The 19994-nt window shown below is 67.5% G+C and carries 16 protein-coding genes and 1 pseudogene; 5 read left to right on the plus strand and 12 right to left on the minus strand.

Features of this window, described 5'->3' with window-relative positions; all coding sequences use genetic code 11:
- Window positions 1-230: 230 nt before the first annotated feature.
- Complete coding sequence (locus ABZW96_RS13665; protein ID WP_355074347.1) at window positions 231-386, minus strand: hypothetical protein; 156 nt, start codon at window positions 384-386, stop codon at window positions 231-233.
- Between the two features lie 239 nt (window positions 387-625).
- Here ABZW96_RS13665 and ABZW96_RS13670 point away from each other — a divergent pair, with 239 nt between their 5' ends.
- Together ABZW96_RS13670 and ABZW96_RS13675 are read left to right on the plus strand one after the other, a co-directional pair.
- On the plus strand, window positions 626-1660 hold the full coding sequence (locus ABZW96_RS13670) for a zinc-dependent alcohol dehydrogenase family protein (RefSeq protein ID WP_355074348.1): 1035 nt from the start codon (window positions 626-628) through the stop codon (window positions 1658-1660).
- 274 nt (window positions 1661-1934) lie between these two features.
- Window positions 1935-2507 carry an NADPH-dependent FMN reductase gene (locus ABZW96_RS13675; RefSeq protein WP_355074349.1) on the plus strand — a complete coding sequence of 191 codons (573 nt, stop codon included), beginning with the start codon at window positions 1935-1937 and terminating at the stop codon, window positions 2505-2507.
- 276 nt (window positions 2508-2783) lie between these two features.
- Here the strand turns inward: ABZW96_RS13675 and ABZW96_RS13680 are convergent, their stop codons facing one another.
- Together ABZW96_RS13680 and ABZW96_RS13685 are read right to left on the minus strand one after the other, a co-directional pair.
- The gene (locus ABZW96_RS13680; RefSeq protein ID WP_355074351.1) at window positions 2784-3182 is read right to left on the minus strand and encodes a nuclear transport factor 2 family protein; all 399 of its coding nucleotides are present in this window, start codon (window positions 3180-3182) and stop codon (window positions 2784-2786) included.
- Window positions 3183-3621: 439 nt separating this feature from the next.
- Window positions 3622-5331, minus strand: a complete 1710-nt coding sequence (locus tag ABZW96_RS13685) for a thiamine pyrophosphate-binding protein (RefSeq protein ID WP_355074353.1) — start codon at window positions 5329-5331, stop codon at window positions 3622-3624.
- Between the two features lie 605 nt (window positions 5332-5936).
- On the opposite strand from ABZW96_RS13685, the gene ABZW96_RS13690 reads away from it, so the two are divergent.
- The 3 genes and pseudogenes from ABZW96_RS13690 (at window position 5937) to ABZW96_RS13700 (ending at window position 8245) form a co-directional block, all read left to right on the plus strand.
- Complete coding sequence (locus ABZW96_RS13690) at window positions 5937-6230, plus strand: hypothetical protein (RefSeq protein WP_355074354.1); 294 nt, start codon at window positions 5937-5939, stop codon at window positions 6228-6230.
- A gap of 106 nt (window positions 6231-6336) precedes the next feature.
- Complete coding sequence (locus ABZW96_RS13695) at window positions 6337-7248, plus strand: NAD(P)H-binding protein (RefSeq protein ID WP_355074356.1); 912 nt, start codon at window positions 6337-6339, stop codon at window positions 7246-7248.
- A 212-nt stretch (window positions 7249-7460) separates the two neighbouring features.
- Window positions 7461-8245, plus strand: a pseudogene (locus ABZW96_RS13700) (SDR family oxidoreductase).
- A gap of 243 nt (window positions 8246-8488) precedes the next feature.
- On the opposite strand, the gene ABZW96_RS13705 reads toward ABZW96_RS13700, so the two are convergent.
- The 9 genes from ABZW96_RS13705 to ABZW96_RS13745 all read right to left on the minus strand — a co-directional run bounded on the left by ABZW96_RS13705 (window position 8489) and on the right by ABZW96_RS13745 (window position 19974).
- Window positions 8489-9418: a class I SAM-dependent methyltransferase gene (locus ABZW96_RS13705; protein WP_355074358.1), complete on the minus strand. Its 930-nt coding sequence runs from the start codon at window positions 9416-9418 to the stop codon at window positions 8489-8491.
- A 55-nt stretch (window positions 9419-9473) separates the two neighbouring features.
- Window positions 9474-10280: an alpha/beta hydrolase gene (locus tag ABZW96_RS13710; protein WP_355074359.1), complete on the minus strand. Its 807-nt coding sequence runs from the start codon at window positions 10278-10280 to the stop codon at window positions 9474-9476.
- A gap of 1265 nt (window positions 10281-11545) precedes the next feature.
- Entirely contained in the window at window positions 11546-12766 is a 1221-nt protein-coding gene (locus ABZW96_RS13715) for an acyl-CoA dehydrogenase family protein (protein ID WP_355074361.1), read from the minus strand.
- Window positions 12767-12827: 61 nt separating this feature from the next.
- Window positions 12828-13865 (minus strand): aldo/keto reductase, encoded by a 1038-nt coding sequence (locus ABZW96_RS13720; protein WP_355074363.1) that lies wholly within the window; start codon window positions 13863-13865, stop codon window positions 12828-12830.
- Complete coding sequence (locus ABZW96_RS13725; protein ID WP_355074364.1) at window positions 13862-14902, minus strand: aldo/keto reductase; 1041 nt, start codon at window positions 14900-14902, stop codon at window positions 13862-13864. Before ABZW96_RS13725 ends, ABZW96_RS13720 begins: the two co-directional genes overlap by 4 nt.
- Window positions 14899-16248, minus strand: coding sequence for an NtaA/DmoA family FMN-dependent monooxygenase (locus ABZW96_RS13730; RefSeq protein ID WP_355074366.1), 1350 nt, complete (start codon window positions 16246-16248; stop codon window positions 14899-14901). The genes ABZW96_RS13725 and ABZW96_RS13730 overlap by 4 nt, the downstream gene beginning before the upstream one ends.
- The gene (locus ABZW96_RS13735) at window positions 16248-17588 is read right to left on the minus strand and encodes an LLM class flavin-dependent oxidoreductase (RefSeq protein ID WP_355074368.1); all 1341 of its coding nucleotides are present in this window, start codon (window positions 17586-17588) and stop codon (window positions 16248-16250) included. Before ABZW96_RS13735 ends, ABZW96_RS13730 begins: the two co-directional genes overlap by 1 nt.
- On the minus strand, window positions 17585-18781 hold the full coding sequence (locus ABZW96_RS13740) for an acyl-CoA dehydrogenase family protein (RefSeq protein WP_355074370.1): 1197 nt from the start codon (window positions 18779-18781) through the stop codon (window positions 17585-17587). The genes ABZW96_RS13735 and ABZW96_RS13740 overlap by 4 nt, the downstream gene beginning before the upstream one ends.
- A 287-nt stretch (window positions 18782-19068) precedes the next feature.
- Window positions 19069-19974, minus strand: coding sequence for a LysR substrate-binding domain-containing protein (locus ABZW96_RS13745; protein WP_355074372.1), 906 nt, complete (start codon window positions 19972-19974; stop codon window positions 19069-19071).
- Between the last annotated feature and the right edge of the window lie 20 nt (window positions 19975-19994).

Genomic DNA, 19994 nt, shown 5'->3' on the forward strand with positions numbered 1-19994 from the left:
ACAATCAAATCTTTCTCCTGGATGGGTCCGCCGCGCTGCTGTGCGGTTCGCTCGAGATCGACGCCGAAACAGTAGATCGGCGCGCAGATCGCGCCATCGTCCCGAGAGTACGAAGTCTCACCGGACGTTTGTCACCACGACAAGAGCTGCGGCGGGTCCCCGCGCAACGCGGCGCCCCGTACCACTCGCCACACCAGCAACGCTATCTCGACCTCTAGCGCGGTCGTCGTCTATCGGTCGTCCCCGCTCGATCCGGTGCGCAGGGAAATCCGCGATGTCGCCCGCAGCCGCTTCTCGTTGTCGTTGTCGTTGTCGATGGCCAGATCGCCGAGTACCTCGCTCACCCGGTAGCTGGGCATCGGATCGGCGAGTCGACCGTCCAGCACAGTTGCTGTGGGGTAACTTCTGGCGTCATACCTGGGGCGGTAGAGGCGAAACGGCCGGTAATCGGCCGGTGTGAGCGGGTGATCATCGGCCTGCATTGACCGGACGCCGACGGCAACGTGCGCACGGGTCTTGCTCCATCGAAAAGAAAGGTCCGGAGCCCAGTCGCCGACGTAGACACCGGCGTGTTCCTGTCCAGAACGCCCGAGTTAGTCGGGCGCCGAGAGCCGAAAGTTCGCTCATGCCACAATCCATGCGCGCGCTCGTAGCCGGAAAAATCGGCGAGCCAACCGACGTCCTGCGGCTGGAATCACGGCCCGTTCCCACGCCGGAAGCCGGTCAGGCGTTGATCCGCGTGCAAGCGACACCGATCCACGCCAGCGATCTGCACATGCTGCGTGGCCGCTACGGTTTCTCCCCCGAGTTTCCCACCGTGGTGGGTATGGAATGCGTGGGCCGAATCGAGGCGCTCGGTCCGGATACCGAGGGACTGCGGATCGGCGAGCGCGTGGTGACCGTCGGTGTAACCGGCACGTGGCAGGAATACATCGTCGCCGATACAGGAAGGCTTCTGCCGGTCCCCGATGATCTGAGCGATTCCAGTGCCTGCCAGCTCGCGGTCAATCCGTTGACCGCGCTGTTACTGGTGACTCACGAACTCGACGTACGGCCGGGTGAATGGATGTTGCAGACGGCCGCGGGCTCCACTGTCGGCCGGCTCGTCATCCAACTGGCCAGACATTTGGGTATTCGGACGATCAACGTCGTGCGGAGACGCGATGCCGTCGAGGAGATCAAGACGCTCGGTGGGGAGGAGGTGATCTGCACCGCGGATGAGGACCTATTGCAGCGTGTCATCGAAATCGCAGGACCGCCCGGGGTGCGCAAGGCCATCGACTGTGTCGCGGGCGAGGTAGGTGCCCGGGTATCCCAGGCATTGGCTCCGGGCGGAGAGGTCGTGGTCTACGGCGCACTCTCCACCCACCGCCAAGCCGACCCGGCAGCGCTGACGATCCCGCTGCTGGCACGCTCGATCATCTACGAAACCAAAGTGGTCCGTGGCTTCTGGCTCTACCACTGGCTCGGCACTACCTCACCTCAGGATGCGCTGCGCGCGCTGTCCGAGGTTCGCGATCTCGTCGCTGACGAAGTGCTGAACATTCCCCCAGGTCAGCCATTCCCGCTCGAACACTTCACCGAAGCCGTCTCGCTCGCCGAAACACCCGCACACGGGGGCAAACCCCTTTTCGTATTCGAAGAGGGGGGCGTTCCATGACTTTCAAGCCGAGATCGGCCGGGGCCATTGATCAATCCGATGAGCAACGACCGCACTAGATGAAGCTGGACCGCACTCACTTCAGCAAACGGCTCAGCCACAGACGGTCCATCCACTACCGCGACACCGCCGCCGACCGGCGGCGTCCGTTTCTCGGGCGCCGCGACCGCTGTGAAGTGCTACGTTGTCCGTGCAGTCTCGTGAAACCGCCGCGCGTCGACGACGCTCGGCGCTTCGTACAGCACCGGGCACCTCTCTGGTCAGGAGGCAACGCGTGAGTACCTACACGGTCGGCTACATCGTCGGCAGTCTTTCCAGGGAATCCGCCAACCGGATCCTGTCCAAGGCTCTGATCCGGCTGGCGCCGACCCAGTTGTCGTTCACCGAGATTCCGATCAAGGATCTGCCGCTGTACAACCGCGACTACGACGTCGACTACCCGCCGGAGGGCCGCGCACTCAAGGCGGCCATCGCCGCTGTCGACGCTGTGCTGTTCGTGACGCCGGAATACAACCGCTCGATCCCGGGAGCGCTGAAGAACGCCATCGACTGGGCCAGCCGCCCATGGGGCGACAACTCGTTCGCGCTCAAGCCGTCCGCCGTCATCGGCGCCTCGCCGGGCAAACTCGGCACCGCGCTCGCTCAGCTCAGTCTGCGCAGCGTGCTCGGCTATTGCAATTCCCCGCAGATGAATTCCCCTGAGGCCTACATCCAATTCCACCCGGACGTCTTCACCCCTGATGGCGATGTCCTCGACGACTCGACGAAGCGATTCCTCACCCGGTTCATGGCGGATTTCGCCACTTTCATCACCCGCGTGCACAGCGTGGTCCCCCAACTCGGCTGACCCGATCTTCCCGGCCCGTGGCACGTGGGTCGCCTCCGCCGGCGCCGAATCGCCACAGTGTCCGCGAACTCCGTCAGCGTCGTCACCAGTTCGCGGGCGAGTGTCGAACTCGCCATCGCCGGAACGGCGGCGTAGTGGCCAGATCGAACAGTGCCCAGGCGTCTCCACCGTTATCGGGGCGCCCGGGATCCTGCCCGGAATCATCTGGCGGTACGAACATGAGTTCGCTTGCCCAGTACAGCCGAATGGTGCCGTCGGACCAGCGCTCGAGAACGGTCAGCCGCGGTACAGGTTGGCCGTCAGCACCGTCGCCGCCGTAGTCTCGGTGACGATGGTGTAGAGCTCGATGATGACGCCGTCCTCGGTACGAGCGATATCCATGCCGCTGATCACCGGAGGTCGGTCGACGGGGCCGTACTGGAAGCCGAGGTGGCCGATGTCGTCGAGTTCCGACACCGGACCGAAGGGCCGGAAGGTCCAGTCCGGGTTTTCGGCACGCAACTCCTCGGCCCGGCGCTCGAGGTCCTTGCGTCCGCGCAGAATTCGGTCCGGTTCGTGCCAGATCACGTCCTCGGCATACGTCTCGGCGATGGCCGCGGCCCGGCGAGCCGGGTCGGGTTCGTTGAAGACGTCCAGAAGATTGCGTCGCATAAGGTCGGCGGGGGAACTGGTCATCGCGATTCCTTTCCGTTCATGTGGGTGGCTGTAGCTCACGATCGAACGTCGTGCACATGGGTAGGAGTCTCGGCGGATCCGCTGCCATGCAGTCCGATCCGGCCTCGCAGGAGCTGCCGAACAATGTTCGAGAGATGCTGTTCTCGTCATCCTCGCGCGATATGCCGAGTTCGCCGTAGCGCTCCTTGCCGAAGGTGGCTCCGCGCTCGCGGTATAGGGATTTCATTGCGGGCGGGTACATTTCGTATGCACGCTCGTCCCAGGGGTCGCCTGCGGCCACGCGCGCCTGCGACCTTCTCGAAGCTCGGCCCGCGGCGCGCCGGTCTAGGACGCAAGCGCTCAGACAAGCAACCGCAGTGGTTGTGACAGGCGCTGAAGTCTGAGCCTGAACCTTTCTCGCGAGCACAGCGTTCGGGCCATTGTCGTTTCGTCTTCCGGGTCATGCGGGTCGAAGCTGAGCACCCTCGTGGTGTTGTGGGCCGCGCGGCCCATAGTCGAGGTCTGCTCCTCTGTTGCTGCTGGCGGTCACCGGGGCGGGGGAATCGAGGGGATCCATGATGGATTCGATGAAGATCAGCGTGTCGTTGGGTGCGGATAGGGCGTTGCGCAGGTCCGCTGGAGTTCTGGCGGTGTACGACCGTGCGGTGGTGCCGGGGCGGAGCACTTTCGGCAGGTCCGCGTACGCCCACGTGGCGATGTCGTTGTAGGACTCGGTTTTGCCGAGGTAGCCACGCTCGATGGTGTATCCGCCATTGTTGATCAGGAAAATCACCGGCTTGTGGTCGTACCGCAGGATGGTCGACAGTTCCTGCGCGGTCTGCTGGAACGAGCCATCGCCGACGAACAGCAGGTGGCGTCGATCCGGTGCCGCAGTCAGCGTGCCGAGCAGAGCAGCGACCGAGTAGCCGATCGAACCCCAGTTGACCGACCCGACGAAGGTGCAGCCTCGCGGGAGTTGAAGGCCGAAGAGGGCGTATGACGTGCCGTTATCGACTAGTAGCACGTCCCCGGGCTGGATGTAGTCTTGGATGGCCTGCCAGTACATGGCCTGTGTCAGGTTGGCAGAGCCGTCGGCGTGAACGCGTGGTGCGGCTTCCGTGGGTCGGCTTGTGGCGCGATTGGTGACGTGCGGCACCGCATCGATGATGCCGCCGAGAACCTCCTGGAGCGTTACCGCCTGGTAGTTGTCATTGCCGACGTCGACCGAGTGTCCCCGCAGGTGGATCGTGTCGGCGGGCAGTGCGGCCGTGAAGTCGCCCGTGGTCACTTCGATCGGTCGGTAGCCGATGCACAGCAGGCAGTCGCTGTTCTCCATCGCGTCGCGTGTGTATGGCGCACTTGCCTCGCCGTTGTAGACACCGACGTAGTGAGGGAACGTCTCGTCGATCACCGCCTTTGCCGTGCTGCTCACCGCGATAGGAAGTTGCATCTTCTCGGCGAGTTCCATGACCTCGGCGGCGACGCTGAATCGGTCGGCGTCCAGATCCACCAGAATCGCCGGTGACCTGGCATCGGACAAGTGGCGCGCGACGGCGGTGATGCACGACTGCAACCGTTCGGGGTCACTGGACGGTTGTTCGAGGGCCAGCGGCTCGGACGGGGCCTCGATATCGAGGTAGGCGATGTCGGACGGCACTTCCACGTACACGGGCAGTTTCTCCCGCCATGCGGTGAGAATCAGTCGGTCGATCTCGACAGCCGCGTTGCAGGGGGTCAGCCTGGCCTGCGCGGCAGTCACCTGCGCGTAAGCACCGAGGAAGCGATCCCACGTCCCGTCGCCCATCGTGTGATGCATCCCCAAGCCGCGATCGATGGACCTGAGCGGAATCGACCCGCAGATACAGACCACCGGAACGTGCTCGGCATAGCATCCGGCGACCCCGTTGATCGCACTCATCGCGCCTACGGCGTTCGTCACGAGCAGCGCGCCCATGCCATTGAGCCGCGCGTAGCCATCCGCCGCGTAGGACGCGGCCAGCTCACCGCAAGTGCCGACCCAACGCATGGTGCCGCTGTCCTCGAGCTGCTGGAGCAACTCGAGGTTGTAGTCGCCGGGGACACCGAACAGGTGGCTTATCCCGGCCTCCGCCAGACGGCGAAGCAGAAAATCGCCGATCGTCATTCGTCGTGCCTCACTTGTAGACACCATGTGCTCCTCCGAATCGACATCGGATCACGGTGACGCCATCGTTTCGAACGGGCCGCCGACCGAACATGAACTCGTCCACAGGCACACAGTGCGTGCATTCCACCGGAACGAACGCAGTACGTGGCGGTCAAAATCGCCTCTGCAAGGTCCTCGCAGTTCTAGGTACGGATGCCGGTGGTTCGCGGGTGGATCGAACTCGAACACCCCTCCTAATAGTCGCAGATCGCGTAGGTGTTCGGCGAGGGATTCACTACGCACGCGACGTGTACACCCCGGTTCGCCACGGGAACGCACTACACAGGACATCACCCCGTTTACCTCATGCCAAGAGTTCCGAATGAGCGGGGAGTGTCGTAATATTCGACACTCCCCGCGAATGGGGTAATGCCGCTGAGCGCGTGATCGTCGGCGGTCGGGAGTGTCGGCGCATCGCGCCTATTCCTGCGCCACGGATGCCGGTTCTGCGAGCGCGCCGTTACCGCATTGTCCAAGTGGCTTTCCGCAACCGGGGCTGCCGGTCGATATAGTTGCACGGGTCATAGGTCTTACATCGTGGGCGCGTGTCGGCGAGCCGGCTCGCTACCGGATTCCACGGGAGGCGCGGCGTGACATCGACATACCTGGGGAAGCCGTACTATCCAGCGTGGCTGGACAATCTCGCCGACGATGTAACCGAGGAAGGCGCGGCGTGGGACGGCGCCATACAAGGCGCGCATGCCGTCCATGAAGTCGTGGTCGCCGCCCGTGAAATATATGAGTTTCAAGATTTCCACTACGGCGGGCCATGCGACGAGAACAGTTTCCTCGAGGACTACACCGCATCGGTCCCCGGCGTGCCGATTCACGTCATTGTTCAGGTCACCTTCGACGCCGCCGGAAAGCCCAGCGCATCGTGGTGAACCACCGGCCACGTAGCTCGGTGCTGCTGTTGTCCCGTGTGATGCTCGAGCGGTTCGCCGCACTCCCCTGGCCGAGCATTGGGAAAACACACCGTGAGGAGCGAGCATGAGTGCGCCCTTGTATCTGATCACCGGGGCGGGTGGTGGCACCGGTGGCGTGAGCAGGCAAGTGATCGAGCGACTGCGGGAACGTGGGGACCGCGTTCGCGCGTTGGTGCACCACGACGACGCCCGAGCCGAGCCGCTGCGCGCGCTGGGCGCTGAAGTCGTCGTCGGCGATTTGACCGAGCCACGAGATGTGGTCGGCGCGATGACCGGTGCTGATCGCATGTTCTTTTCGATGGGAGTTTCGCCGGGCTACCTGCAGGCGACGGCCGTCGTCTGCGACGCCGCATTGGCATACGGCCAGCTCGAGGTGATCGTGAACATGTCCCAGATGACCGTTTCTCAAATGACGCTGACCAGTGTGGGCGAGTCTCGCCAACATCGGTTGCATTATCTCGCCGAGCATGTCATGAACTGGTCGGGTGTGCCGGCCGTGCACATCAGGCCGACGGTGTTTCTGGACAATCCGATCTTCACCGGATTCGCGGCACCGTCGCTGCGCGAGCGAAACGTACTGGCCCTCCCCTTCGGAACGGGTCGAACGTCACCGATAGCGACCAGCGACGTGGCACGCACGGTTGCGGCAGTACTTACAGATCCCAATCACCGCATCGGCGACGTCTACGAATTGACCGGTCCGCAGAGTCTGGACATCGATGGCCTGGCCGCCGAGTACACCCTGGGACTGCACCGGCCGATTCGCGGCACCGACATCCCCCAGGAAACCTGGGTCGAGGAGGTCCTCGAGCCCCGAGGTCTGCCCGCGCACGTCGAGCAGCACCTGGCCACCATGGCACTGCTGCACCGCGCTGGGCGCTACGACCGAGCCACCGACGACGTCGAGAAGATCACAGGACAGCCGCCATCCACGGTTGGGCGGTACATCGCCGAACACACGGAGCTGTTCTCGTAGTGCTCGTCAGATGCGGGGTCGTGCGGAGGCTCGGGACGGCGACCACGTGCACGGCCCAGGATTCATGGGGGCTCGGTGATGATTGCGCAGACGCGACGGAAGACCGCGGATGTAAAGCCTTTCGGAGAGTCCGTATGCCTTCGACGAAGCAGAGAGCTGAGCCGGGCGTAGCGTCTTCGGAGTCACAAACCGAGCTGGCGATGGGAGAACGTATGGATCTACATCTGTCGGGCAAGATCGCCGTGGTGACCGGCGCCAGCAGAGGTATCGGGCTTGCGATCAGCCAGGCGCTGGTGGACGCCGGGGCCCACGTCGTGGCCGGATCACGCAGCCGAGGAGCCGGTCTCGGCGCGCTGGTGGATGCCGGGAAAGTGACCTTTGTATCCGCCGATTTGTCGCTGCCCGGCGGCGCGGATGACCTGATCGCGGCTGCGGCGGATCACGGTGGCATCGATGTATTGGTCAACAACGTCGGGGCGGTCACTGTCCAACCGGGCGGTATCGCGCGCGTTACCGACGACCAGTGGCAGGCATCCTGGGATCTCAATGTGATGGGGACTGTGCGGCCGACCCGCGCCGCGCTGCCACAGATGTATCGCCGTGGCGGTGGATCGATCGTCATTGTCGGATCGGTCAACGCGTACTATCCGGACCCGGCATCTACGACTACTGCGCCACCAAGGCCGCCGTCACCAATTTCGGCAAGGCATTGTCGAAGGAATTGGGGCCGAGGAATATTCGCGTCAACTCCATCAGCCCCGGGCCCGTGACGACAGGGCTGTGGCTGGACGAAGGTGGGGTGGCCGACACGATCGCCGACGCCAGCGGTCAGAGCCCGGAACAGGTGCGGTCCGCGACAGCCGGTGCTGCCGCCATGGGCCGGTTCACCACTCCGGACGAGGTTGCCGACCTGGTCGTATTCCTGGCCAGCGACCGGTCCGCGAACATCACCGGATCCGATCTGAGGATCGACGGCGGCTTCGTGACCACGATTTGAGGCCGACCAGTCACACACGACCCGCCCCACGGCCGGCATCGACCGCGGACTCGACCCCGACGAGGTGCCCTCCCGCGCGGACAAGCCACCGGTCCTGCCATCGGCCTACCGACGCGCCACTGGAGCTCGGAGCTTCGTCAGCGTGTCGGACTGCTCGTCGCCCTCACCGCTTCCACCGGAAGCCAGCCGCACTCGATGAACCCGCCGCGCAACCAATGTGGCCGCGTGTTCTTCGTGTCCGTTTCAGTGCGGTGTTCCGGGTTTGGTGCAGGTGAATTGCATGACGTCGATGTGGCCGCGGCGGGCGTAGTCGGCGCATCCGGTCAGGTACCGGATATAGGCGTTGTAGATGCCGGTTCCGGTGAGCTCGATGGCGTGGTCGCGGTGTTCGTGCAGGGCACTCGCCCAGTGGTCCAGGGTGGTGGCGTAGTGCGGTCCCATCGCCTGGATGCCGGTGACGGTGACGGTGAAGCCGGCGTCTTCGGCGTATGCGGTGACGCCCTTGGGGTCGCGGCCGGTCGGGGCCGGCAGTGGGCCACCGGCGAAGACCGTGCCGGTGAGGAACTGCATGAACGCGTCATCGATGCCGGTGTGCTCGATAGCGTGGGCGCGCCGGCCGTCGCGGTGGTAACCGACGATGGTTTGCAGTAGCAGCACACCCCCGACGGGCAGGGCGTGGTGGGCGAACTGGAAGAACTCGCCGTAGCTGTCGTGGTGGAAGTATTCGAAGGCGTCGATGCACACGATGCGGTCGGCGTGGCCGTCGAAGGCTTCCCAGCCCTGCAGCCATACCCGGCCGCACGGATGTCCGCGCGCGAGCTGGTCGCGCACGTACCGGTATTGGCTGCGGCTGACGGTCAACCCGATCGTGTTGACCTGGCGGGTGTCCATGGCGCGCAGCAGGGCTGATCCCCACCCGCACCCGACATCGAGCAGGGTCATTCCGGGTCGCAGGTCGCATTTGCCCAACGCGAGGTCGATCTTGTTCAGTTGGGCTTGTTCGAGTGTGTCCTCAGGGTGGTTCCACAACGCGCAACTGTAGGTGCGGGTCGGATCCAGGAACCGGAAGAAGAACTCGTCCCACGGATCGCGGCCGACCCTGCGAGCGTCAGACTCTCGCCGGCGGCCGGAGGTGGAGATTTCGTCGGTGTGGGTGTGTGCTCCTGCCACCACGTGCGGGCGCTCGGCGACGAGCGCGGGCAGGTATAGGGGTTCGACCTGCCCCCGGTCAGCTGCCCGCGGCGGTGACGATGACGTCGGCGACGGCGACGGGCTGGGATACGAGCACGGCGTGTGAGGCGGCGATCTCGGTGGTGTGCGCCCCGATGCGGCCGGCCATGAAGCGCTGCGAAGCGGGCGGGATGATGTTGTCGCCGGTGGGGATCAGCGACCAACTCGGAGTGTTCGACCAGGACGTCGGCCCGGACGGCTCCAGGTTGGCCCACAGCGCGATCGAGTGCTGGTGAGCCAGCATGGTCGCGGCCGTCGCATCGTTGACATCCGGCGCGAACACCCGGTGGAACGCGTCGGAGGCAACGTAGCCGTCGAGGTTCCTGCCGCCGATCGCGTGCGCGTCGTCGACGAGCTTGACCTGCAAGACGGGCGGGAGCAGCTGACTACCGGGGAATCGGATCGGATCCAGTCCCAGCTGGACGGGCTCCCCCTCTGCCGGCGCGAACGCGGCGACATAGACAAGGGCCTGCACGTTCGGGTTGTGGATGTTGCTGATGACCGCGCCGCCGTAGGAGTGGCCCACGAGCACCACGGGCCCGGAGATCCCGGCGAGGGTCTTCTCGACGGTGGCCGCGTCGTAGCCGGGTCCGCGCAGGGGGTTGTCGGGGACGGCGACGGTGTAGCCGCGGCCGCGCAACTCTGCGGCGACCGGGTCCCAACTGGTGGTGTCGGCGAAGGCGCCGTGCACCAAGACGACTGTGGGCAATCCTCGGGCAGCGGCCGGACCGGCCAGCGCCGCGGCCGAGGCGGCGACGAGGGCGATCGTGACGAGCGCGGTTCGGGCGAATCGAACAAAGCTCATGGCGTGCTCCTTCGCTGTGCAGGACGTGCTCAAGCCGGATCCGGCCCGACAGCGGCCTGTGTTCGGTGCGGGCGGCACGCTGCCGCCCGCACGACTGGGTCACCCGGCGGGTCAGCCACTCCGACAATCGCGTCTGTGCGAGGCTCGTGCCCGCGCTGGGCAGCAACTCGTCATCACCTGAACGAAGCACTGCGCCGACCGGAGCCGCCGCTCAGTTCCACGGAACTCGGGACATCCGCGACGACCACCTTGTAGGTAGGTCGCTGGTCGGCCCTGCCCACGTGCCCGCGGGGCTCGTCGCCGATGCGAGAGCGTAGCGCTCCGCCCAGCGCGGTTGCAGTTGCGGGCGTCATCCGAAGCCCGTGGATCAGAACGATCGGTGGGGAGCCGAACCTGCGTTCAAGGCTTCGCATCGCATGAACCGAGCGGGGAAAGATATCCCGACACGTAACCATCGCCTCTACGCTGCCGATGGTCCGTCGTGGTGCACAGCGGCCCTCCCCGCTGTACGAGACTACTGCTCACACCGGTCTTCAGCTTCAACCTGCAGCGTAACCGTGTCAATATTCGCCGGTTGGATGGATGAGCTCAATCGTGATCGACCTGCTGCCCATTGGCACGTGGATAGCCCGCCGCGCAGCGAGTGCCGCCTGGCCTGGTTGTCCCCCGGTGATCCGGGTGACGATCGTCAACCGGGCCTCGCTGCGGTGGTAAAGCGGTGCCGCGCTGCTGGGTGGTGACATGGCCCGAGCCACTTCAATTCCGTGAAGTACGAGCCACCGCGAGCGATCGAGCGGCGGGGTCGACCGATAGACGACCGGCTCGAGGTCGAGATGGCGTTACTGGTGTGCGTCGGTCCACGTGCGGGTGACCCGGATTCGGCCGACGGAGGCGACACCGCGCGCTTCGACGCGCGTCCAGGTGGGTTCGGTGCCGTGGAACCAACGGCTTTCCTCCCGCAGTATCTCGCGGGGGTCCGACCCGGCTCAGTCGTTCGCGTAGGCGTTTCACACGAACCATCGGAAGTGCTGCGGCGCGAACGTCTGTCGTGCGGAACACCCGGCGCCGGAGAGTGCGGTCCGAACGCGAGACCGCACCGATGGCAGCTGTTGAAGCCACCGCTGACGATCAGTTCGTCTTACGGTCGACGACGCAGCGGAAGCCGTGCTCGTCGAGCCTGCCGATGTCACCCGTGTGCACCCAACCGTCGCGCGCAGCTTCGGCGTTGCATGCCGTATTGATGTTTCCGAGCGATGACTCCGGCCTCAGAAGTGACCCGCTTCGGGCAGCGGGGTGCCGTTGACCAGGAGGTCGCCCAGCGCGCGGGCCTTGTACACCGCGGGGTTGTGGGAGAACAGGGTGCGCAGGTTGCGCCAGTGCCGGTCGTACTGTGCGGAGGCGCGGGTGGCCGAGGCGCCGCCGGCATCGAAGATGCGCCCCGCCGCCCGCAGTGCGGGCTCCTCGATGGCGACCTTGGCTTTGGCGGCCAGCACCGCCGCGTCGTGTTCGAGGTCCGCGTCGATCCCGGTGGCGCGGGCGGCGTCGAAGGCGCGATCCTGCGCCAGCGCGGCGGCGCGCACCAGCGATTCGGCGGCGAAGGCCGTGGCGGAGATCGTGCCGATGATCTCGAGCAGTTGCGGATCGTGGCGGGGCTCTTCGGTATTGGCGAAGACGAAGTTCCGCCTGCGGGTGCGCACCAGCTCCGCGGCGTCGGCGGCCGCGGACCGCAGGATGCCCGCGGCTATGGCGTGCAGGTACAACTGCGGGAACGCCTGGCGCGGCGGCACGCCGGAATCCGAACCGCGCCACGGCAGCGTCTCCGACTCGGCCACCGCCACGTCGGTGAGCACCGTGGTGCCGCTGCCGGTGTGCCGCTGGCCGATGCCGTCCCAGTCGTCGAGATGGGCGACGCCGGCCCGGTCGGCGGGGACCACGGCGGTGAGCAGGCCTTGTCCGGGCACCTCGGCGCTGATGCGCACGTAGTCGGAATACAGCGCGCCCGTGCTGTAGAACTTGCGCCCGTTGAGCAGGTAGCCCCCGCCGGGTGCTGGCGTCAAAGTGCTGTCGTAGGTCCAGCTGCCTGCGGAACGATTGCTCAATTCGGTTAGCGCTCCGCCGAAGAGCTTGCCCGCCAGCACTTCCGGGATCCAGGCCGCCTTCTTGCCGGTGCGGGGCAACCGGAACAATTCCTCCACGAAGCCGAAGTGGATGCGCAGGATGTGCGGGACGTCGGGGTCCGCCTCGGCCAGGTCGATCAGCAGATCGAACAGCTCCGAGATCCGCCAGCCCCCGCCGCCCAGATCGGCGGGTACCCGGACCGCGCCGAGACGCAGCCGTTTGGCCGCCGCGATCGCCGCGTGCGGTGGCTCGTCGCCGCCCTCGGCGCGTCGGCGCGCCGCGTCCGCGGCCACCTCGGCGACGAAGGCAGCGATCTCGGGGGAACCGGGGCGCGCGATGGTGGCCGCGGCGGTATCGATGCTGGTCATCGGAACTCCTGGAGTAGGGGCCGGTGCGCCACCGGCGAAGGACGGATTCGGCGCGGGGCGCTCAGGCGACGCTGCGCCGCAACGCCGGGTCGGCCAGCGCGGGCGGGATCGCTCCGGTGTCGCGATCGCTGAAAACAATTCCGGGAGCGACGATCTCATCGATGCGATCGAGCACGTCCGCGCTCAGCGTCACCGCGGCCGCGCCGAGGTAGGCGTCGAGGTGCTCGGCGGTGCGCGGGCCGATGATCGCGGCGCTGACATCCGGGTGCGACAGGACGAAGCCCACCGCGAGTTGCACCAGGGTGAGCCCGGATTCCTCGGCCAGCACCGCCAGCGCTTCGGCCGCGGCGAGCTTGGCGGCGTTGGCCGGGGCGGCGATGTCGAAACGACCCGGGATCAGGTCGGCGCGGTAGGACTCGGGTTGCGCCGCGCCCGCGCGGTACTTGCCGGACAGCCAGCCCGCCGCCAGCGGACCGTAGGTGAGCACGCCGAGCCGGTACCGACGCGCGATCGGCAGCGTCTCGCGTTCGATGCCGCGCACCAGCAGCGAATACGGAACCTGCTCGGTGGCAGGCCGATTCAGCTTGCGCCGATCGGCCGCCCACTGGGTCTCGATCAACTCGCCGGGCGAGAACACGGAGGTGCCGTAGTAGCGGATCTTGCCGGCGCGGACCAGATCATCCAGCGCTGCGACGGTTTCCTCGATCGCGGTGACCGATTCGGGCCGGTGCACCTGATAGAGGTCGAGATGATCGGTGCCGAGTCTGCGCAGCGAGTCCTCGACGGCGCGGGCGATCCAGCGCCGCGAGTTGCCGCGGTGGGTGAGGTCGTCGTCGACGGCGTTGTGGAACTTACTGGCCAGGATCACCTCGTCGCGCCGGCCGCGCAGCGCTTTGCCGACGATGGTCTCCGATTCGCCGCGCGAGTAGGTGTCGGCGGTGTCGACGATGTTGATGCCCGCGTCCAGCGCGCGGTGGATCACCGCGATCGCCTCCTCGTGCGTGGTGCGGCCGCGGGCGCCGAAGTTCATGGCGCCGAGGGCCAACGGGCTGACCCGCACCCCGGTGCGGCCGAGGACACGCAGATCGGACAGGCTCATGAGTGGGCTCCTCGGACGATGCGGCGGGTGGCGGAGTCGGTGAGCGAAGGCGGCAGATAGCCTTCGTCGGCGGGGCTGATGGTCAGGCCGGGTGCGACGATCTCGTCGATGCGGTCGAGCACCGCGGCGTCGAGCCGGACGTCCACCGCGCCGAGCTGTCCCTCCAACTGCTCGAGGGTGCGCGGCCCGATGATGACGCTGCTCACCGCGGGATGCTGGAGGACGAACGCCAGCGCCACGTGCACCAGTGAGAGTCCCGCGTCGTCGGCCAGCTTCGCCAGTTCCTCGGCGGCTGCGCGCTTGCGCTGGTTGGCCGCCAGCGCGGGATCGTGCCGATGCGGTTGCCTGGTGAGCCTGCTCGACGGCTGCGCGTCCGTCCCAGGCCGGTATCGCCCCGACAGCCAGCCACCGGCCAGCGGGCTCCAGGTGAGCACCCCGAGCCCGTACTTCTGAGCGATCGGCAGCGTGGCCCGCTCCGCCGCGCGCGCCAGGATCGAATACGGCGGCTGTTCGCTGACCGGGCGGGTCAGATTGCGGTCCTCGGCCACCCACTGCACCTCCACCAGTTGGTGCGGTTCGAAGGTGGTGGTGCCGTAGTAGCGGATCTTGCCCGCGGCGACCAAGTCGTGCAGGGCGCGCAGCGTCTCCTCCAGCGGCACGTCCGGGTCGGGGCGGTGCACCTGGTAGAGGTCGAGATGGTCGGTGTTCAACCGGCGCAGGCTGTCCTCGACGGCGCGGATGATCCAGCGGCGGGAGTTGCCGCGCGAGTTCGGGTCGGCGCCGATCTGCCCGTGGAATTTACTGGCGAGCACGACTTCGTCGCGGCGGCCCGCGAGGGCCTTGCCGACGATCTCCTCGTTTTCGCCCTGGGAGTAGACGTCGGCGGTGTCGACGACGTTGATGCCCGCGTCGAGCGCGCGGTGGATGATGCGTGCGGCGTCGTCGTGGTCGCGGTTGGCCCAGGCGCCGAAATTCATGGCGCCCAGGGTGAGCGGGCTGACCAGCACACCGGTGCGGCCGAGATAGCGGAGTGTCATCGTGGGGTGGTCACTTTCTCGTAGTGCGTACGGCCGAAGGAATTCGCCGGTTCGGCGAGGCCGAGATGACCGCGCAAGGTGGTGTGCTCGTAGCCCTCCCGGAACAGGCCACGGGCGCGCAGTTCCGGGATCACCTGATCGACGAACTCCTCCAGATAGCTCGGCAGCACGGCCGGGATGATGGTGAAACCGTCGACGCCGGTCTCGCGGAACCACCGCTCGATGTGGTCGGCCACCGCGACGGGGGTGCCCGCGACCACCCGGTGCCCGCCGAGGAACTCGGTCAGCAACCTGCGCACCGTGTGACCGGTCTCGGTGGCGTAGCGGGTCAGCGATTCGAAGAAGCCCTGCGGGCCGATGCGGCCATCGGGCAGCGCGGTCAGCCGCGCGGGCAGCGGCGCGTCCAGATCCAGCTCTTCGTCGGGGTAGCCGAGCCAGCGGGCCAGTGCGCGTACCGGCGCGCTGTCCGCGGGCAACCGCTCTTGCAGCGCGTCGAAGCGTTCGCGTGCCTGCGCTTCGGTCGCGCCGAGCACCGGCACCAGTCCCGGGAGAATCCGGATGGCCCGCGGGTCCCGGCCCGCGGCAGCGGCAGCGCTCCGTACCCCGGTGACGAATTCCCTGGCCGCGGTCGCGCTCAACTGGGTCGTGTAGATCGCCTCGGCGTGCGCGGCCGCGAACGCCTTGCCCTGCGGCGACGCGCCGGCCTGCACCAGCACCGGACGTCCTTGCGGCGACCTGGTGACGTTCAGCGGACCGGCGACGGCGTAGAACTCGCCGCGGTGGTCCACCGCGTGCACCTTGTCCGGGTCGGCGAAGCGGCCACCCGCCTGATCCCCGATGACGGCGTCGGCTTCCCAGCTGTCCCAGAGCTTCTGGGTCAACTCCACGAATTCCGCGGCCCGCCGGTAACGCTCGTCGCGCTCGGGCAGGGACTCGATGCCGAAATTGCGGGCGGCGTTCGGTTCGAACGTGGTGACGACGTTCCAGCCCGCCCGTCCGCCGCTGGCGTGGTCGAGCGAGAGGATGCGCCTGGCGAGGTTGTAGGGCAGGTTCAGCGATGTGGTCGCCGTCGGGATCAGCCCGATCCGTTCGGTCGATACGGCCAGCGCCGAGGTCACCAGGATCGGGTCGAGCGTCGCGGCGGGGGCGCGGGCGATGCCCGGCTGCTGCACGGGAATGTCCGGGAACAGCAGTCCGTCCAGCGCGCCGCGCTCGGCGACGGTGGCCACGTGCTGATAGTGCTCGAGCCGGATGAACGCGTCGGCGGGCAGGCCGGGCTCGCGCCAAGCCGCGGGGTGGTAGCCGGAGCTGCCGACGTTGACGAAGAAGTGCAGGGTGCGGGTCATCAGGCGGCTCCTTCCGCGTGGGGGCGGGTGTGTCCGGGGACGGGCAACCCGAGATGCCCACGCAATGTGGTGGTCTCGTACTCGGTGCGCAGCACGCCGCGCCGCCGCAGAATGGGCACCACGCCGTCGACGAAATCGTCGAATCCGTCCGGCAGCACGTCGGGCATCAGGTTGAAGCCGTCGGCGATGCCTTTGTCCACCCAGTCGACGATCGCGTCGGCGATCTGTTCCGGTGTGCCGGTGACGATGCGGTGGCCCGCGCCGCCGCCGAGCTCGCGCAGCAATTGGCGCACGGTGAGGTTGTCCCGGCGAGCCAGCCCGAGCGCGATCTTGTAGAAGGTCTGCGAGCCGCCGGCCCGATCCGGTTCGGGCAGCAGATGCCACGGCAGCGGCGCGTCCAGCCGTAGCGCCTCGCGGTCCACGCCGAGCTGGGCGGCCAGCCGGTTCAGCGCGTAGTCCGGCGGTACCAGTTCGTCGAGCAGCTCCCGTCGCTGCGCGGCCTCCCGCTCGGTCGAGCCGAGCACCGTCGACAGACCCGGCAGGATCAGCACGTCCTCCGCGCGGCGGCCCAGCGCCACCGCGCGCGATTTCACGTCGCGGTAGTACTCACCGGCCTCCTCCTCGGTCTGCGCCGCCGTGAAGATCACCTCGCCGACCCTGGCGGCCAGCCCGCGGCCGTCGCTGGACGCGCCCGCCTGCACCACCACGGGTTCGCCCTGCGGGGACCGCGGCACGTTGAGCGGACCGGCCACCCGGAAATGCGTGCCGCGATGATCGACGGGATGGATCTTGTCCGGATCGGCGAAGCGGTGCGCGGACTTGTCGCCGACCAAAGCGCCGGGCTCCCAGCTGTTCCACAACGCGCGCACCACGGCGACGAACTCCGCGGCGCGCTGGTAGCGGGCCCCGTGCTCGGGTTCCTCGTCGAACCCGAAGTTGCGGGCGGCGTCCGCTCCCGCGGTGGTCACCACGTTCCAGCCGGAGCGGCCCCCGCTGAGCAGGTCGAGCGAAGCGAAGCGGCGGGCCACGTCGTAGGGGTGGTTGTAGCTCGAGGAGAGCGTGGCGATCAACCCGATGCGGCTGGTGGCCGCGGCCACCGCGGCCAGGATCACCGAGGGCTCCAAGCTGTTGAACGGCCGGTACCGGATGTCCTCCCGGATGGCAGGGCCGTCGGCGAGGAAGACGGCGTCGAACCGGGCCTCCTCGGCCCGCCGGGCGATCCGCACGTAATGGTCGAGCCCGAAGCTCGCCACCGGGTCCGTCCCCGGGAAACGCCAGGAGCCGCCGAAGACGCCGGCGTTGAGGATATTGACGTTCAGGTGCACTTGCCGTCGGCTCATGGTCGCTCCACTGCTCGGCCCGCCGCCAGCGCCGTGCGACCCAGGTCGGCCAGCACGAAATCGCTCTGCGGGAAATGGATTCGCCCCACCAGGGCGTCGCGGTGGTGGCGTTCGAGGGGGTTGCGGCGATCCAGCCCCGGGTTCCCGGTCAAGTCGAGCGCGGACTCGGTGACCCGGATGGCGGTAGTGGTCGCGACATGTTTGGCCAGCGCGGGCAGCGCGCCCGCCGGTTCGCAGGCCAGGCTGGCGACCGCGTGGCGCAGCAGCGCCCGGCTGGTCTGGATCCACGCCTCGATCTCCCCGACGCGGTCGTGGAAGCGCGGCACGGTGGCCAGGGAGGCGCCCAGCGCGGTCGGCACCCTGGTGTGCAGGTAGCGCACCAGCCAGTCGCGGGCGGCGACCGCGACGCCGTTGTAGTTGGCGGCCAGCAGCAGCGGCAGCGCCTGGCGGCCCGCGCGGCGCACCTTCGCCGTGCCGGTGGAGGGATCGCGCAGGTCGACGAGCCGGGCCTGCGGCACAACGGCAGCATCGAAGATCACCGACTGGGTGTCGGAGGCCCGCAGGCCGAGGTGGTTCCACGTGCGCTCCACTCGCCAGCCGGTCACCGACCGGTCCAGCAGGAAGGTCGCGATGCGCGGCTGCGGCTCCGCGGTGCTGGTCGTCACGGTGAACCAAGTCAGACCGGAAATGCCGGTGGCGTAGGCTTTCTCGCCGTCGATGCGCCAGTCGCCCGACGGCAGCCGGGTCGCGGTGGTCGCGGGCACGCCGCCGCGCGCCAGGCTGCCGAGTTCGCGCTCCACCGCGAGACCGTTGATCAGCGCGCCGTCGGCGGCGGCCGACCGCAGCACCAGCTCCTTCAACTCACCCGGCCACGGGCTGTCCGGGTGGAGCATGCCGAGGTGGTTCGTGAAGTTCCACTGCAGGATCAGGCCGACCGAGGGGTCGGCGGCGCCCACCCGCTCGATGAGTTCCACCGCTTCGGCGATGCCCGCGCCGCGCCCGCCGTAGGCGACCGGGACGGTCAAGGCGGGCGCGCCGATGGCGTGCAGCGCCTCGAACGCCGCGAACGGGAAGGTCCCGGCCCGGTCGTGTTCCTCGGCGCGCGCGGCGATCGTGGCCAGCACGCCGGTCAGCGCGTGCTCGTCCAGGCCGGTCGGCGTGGTATCGGCGGTCGTTGGCAATATTTCGGTCATGACGCGCTCGCGGCGCGCGGTGGCACACAATTCATGATTTCTCGGCAAACTCGTTCGCAAGGCGTGGCCGCAAGGGCCAGGAATGGAATACGGTGACGGAATTCCGGCGTCACCGGCGACAGCGGAACGGCATTGAACGTTTTGTGCCCCAACGTGTTTCACACTCTGTCACGGGGACTCCTTTCGTTCGCGCCGCCTGCGATCCCAGTATCGGAAGCGCGAAACCGGCGAACAAGGCAGTCGTCCTACGAGAATTGTTTAGTTTTTCTCGACGGTCCGGACGCGGTTCACGACGCCAATCGCTGCGGGCTGGCGAGGGTGCGCAGGGCGCGGATGGCGGCCGCGACCGCGGGACGTTCCAGCGACGCCTGCCGGTAGGTGACCCCGATCTGCCGTGTCCCGTTGGCCACCGTGCAGGCGATCAGGTGGCGGTGCTCGTCGTCGACCGACATCTCCGGCACGATCGTGACGCCCAGCCCGTACTCGACCATCTCGGCCATTCCGGCGAAGCTGCCGCTGCGGTGCTCGATGCGGGGTGCGAAACCGGCCTCGCGGCAGGCGTAGAGCACCGAGACGATCGACGGTGCGCCGTCGCGCGCGGCGATCCAGTCCGCGTCCCGGACCGCCGCGAGTCCGTGCTGGCGGACCCACTCCCGTACTCCGTCCGGCGCCAGTAGCACCAGCGGGTCGCCGAACAGGAATTCCGAGCTCAGGCCGAGCGGCAGGTCGCGGGCGCGGAAGGAATAGGCGTAGGTGATGGCCAGATCCACCTCCTGCAGCCGCACCGCGGGCACCGAGTCCACCGGCATCAGGTCCACCACCCGCACCCGCAGATTCGGGTACTCCGCGCGCAACTGCGCCGCCGCGGGCAGCGCCAGCCGCGACTGCGCGGTGCGGAACGTCGCGAGGGTCAGTACCCCGGTGACCTTCTCGGCGGTGGCGGCCACCGCGCTCTCGGCCTCCTCCAGCGCGGCGATGATCCGCGAGGTGTGGTCGACCAGCACCCGGCCCGCCGGGGTCAGGCGCAGCACCCGGCCCTCCCTGCGGGTCAGCACGGTGCCCACTTCGTCCTCGAGGATGCGCAACTGCTGCGACACCGCCGAGGTCGTGATGCCGTGCAGCTCCGATACCGCGGTCATGGTCGTGCGTTCGGCCAGATCCCGCAACAGGATAAGACGCCGGATGTCGTACACGACTGCCTCGCTTTCGCTGC

Source organism: Nocardia sp. NPDC004168, from assembly GCF_040610355.1.
Lineage (GTDB): Bacteria > Actinomycetota > Actinomycetes > Mycobacteriales > Mycobacteriaceae > Nocardia > Nocardia sichangensis.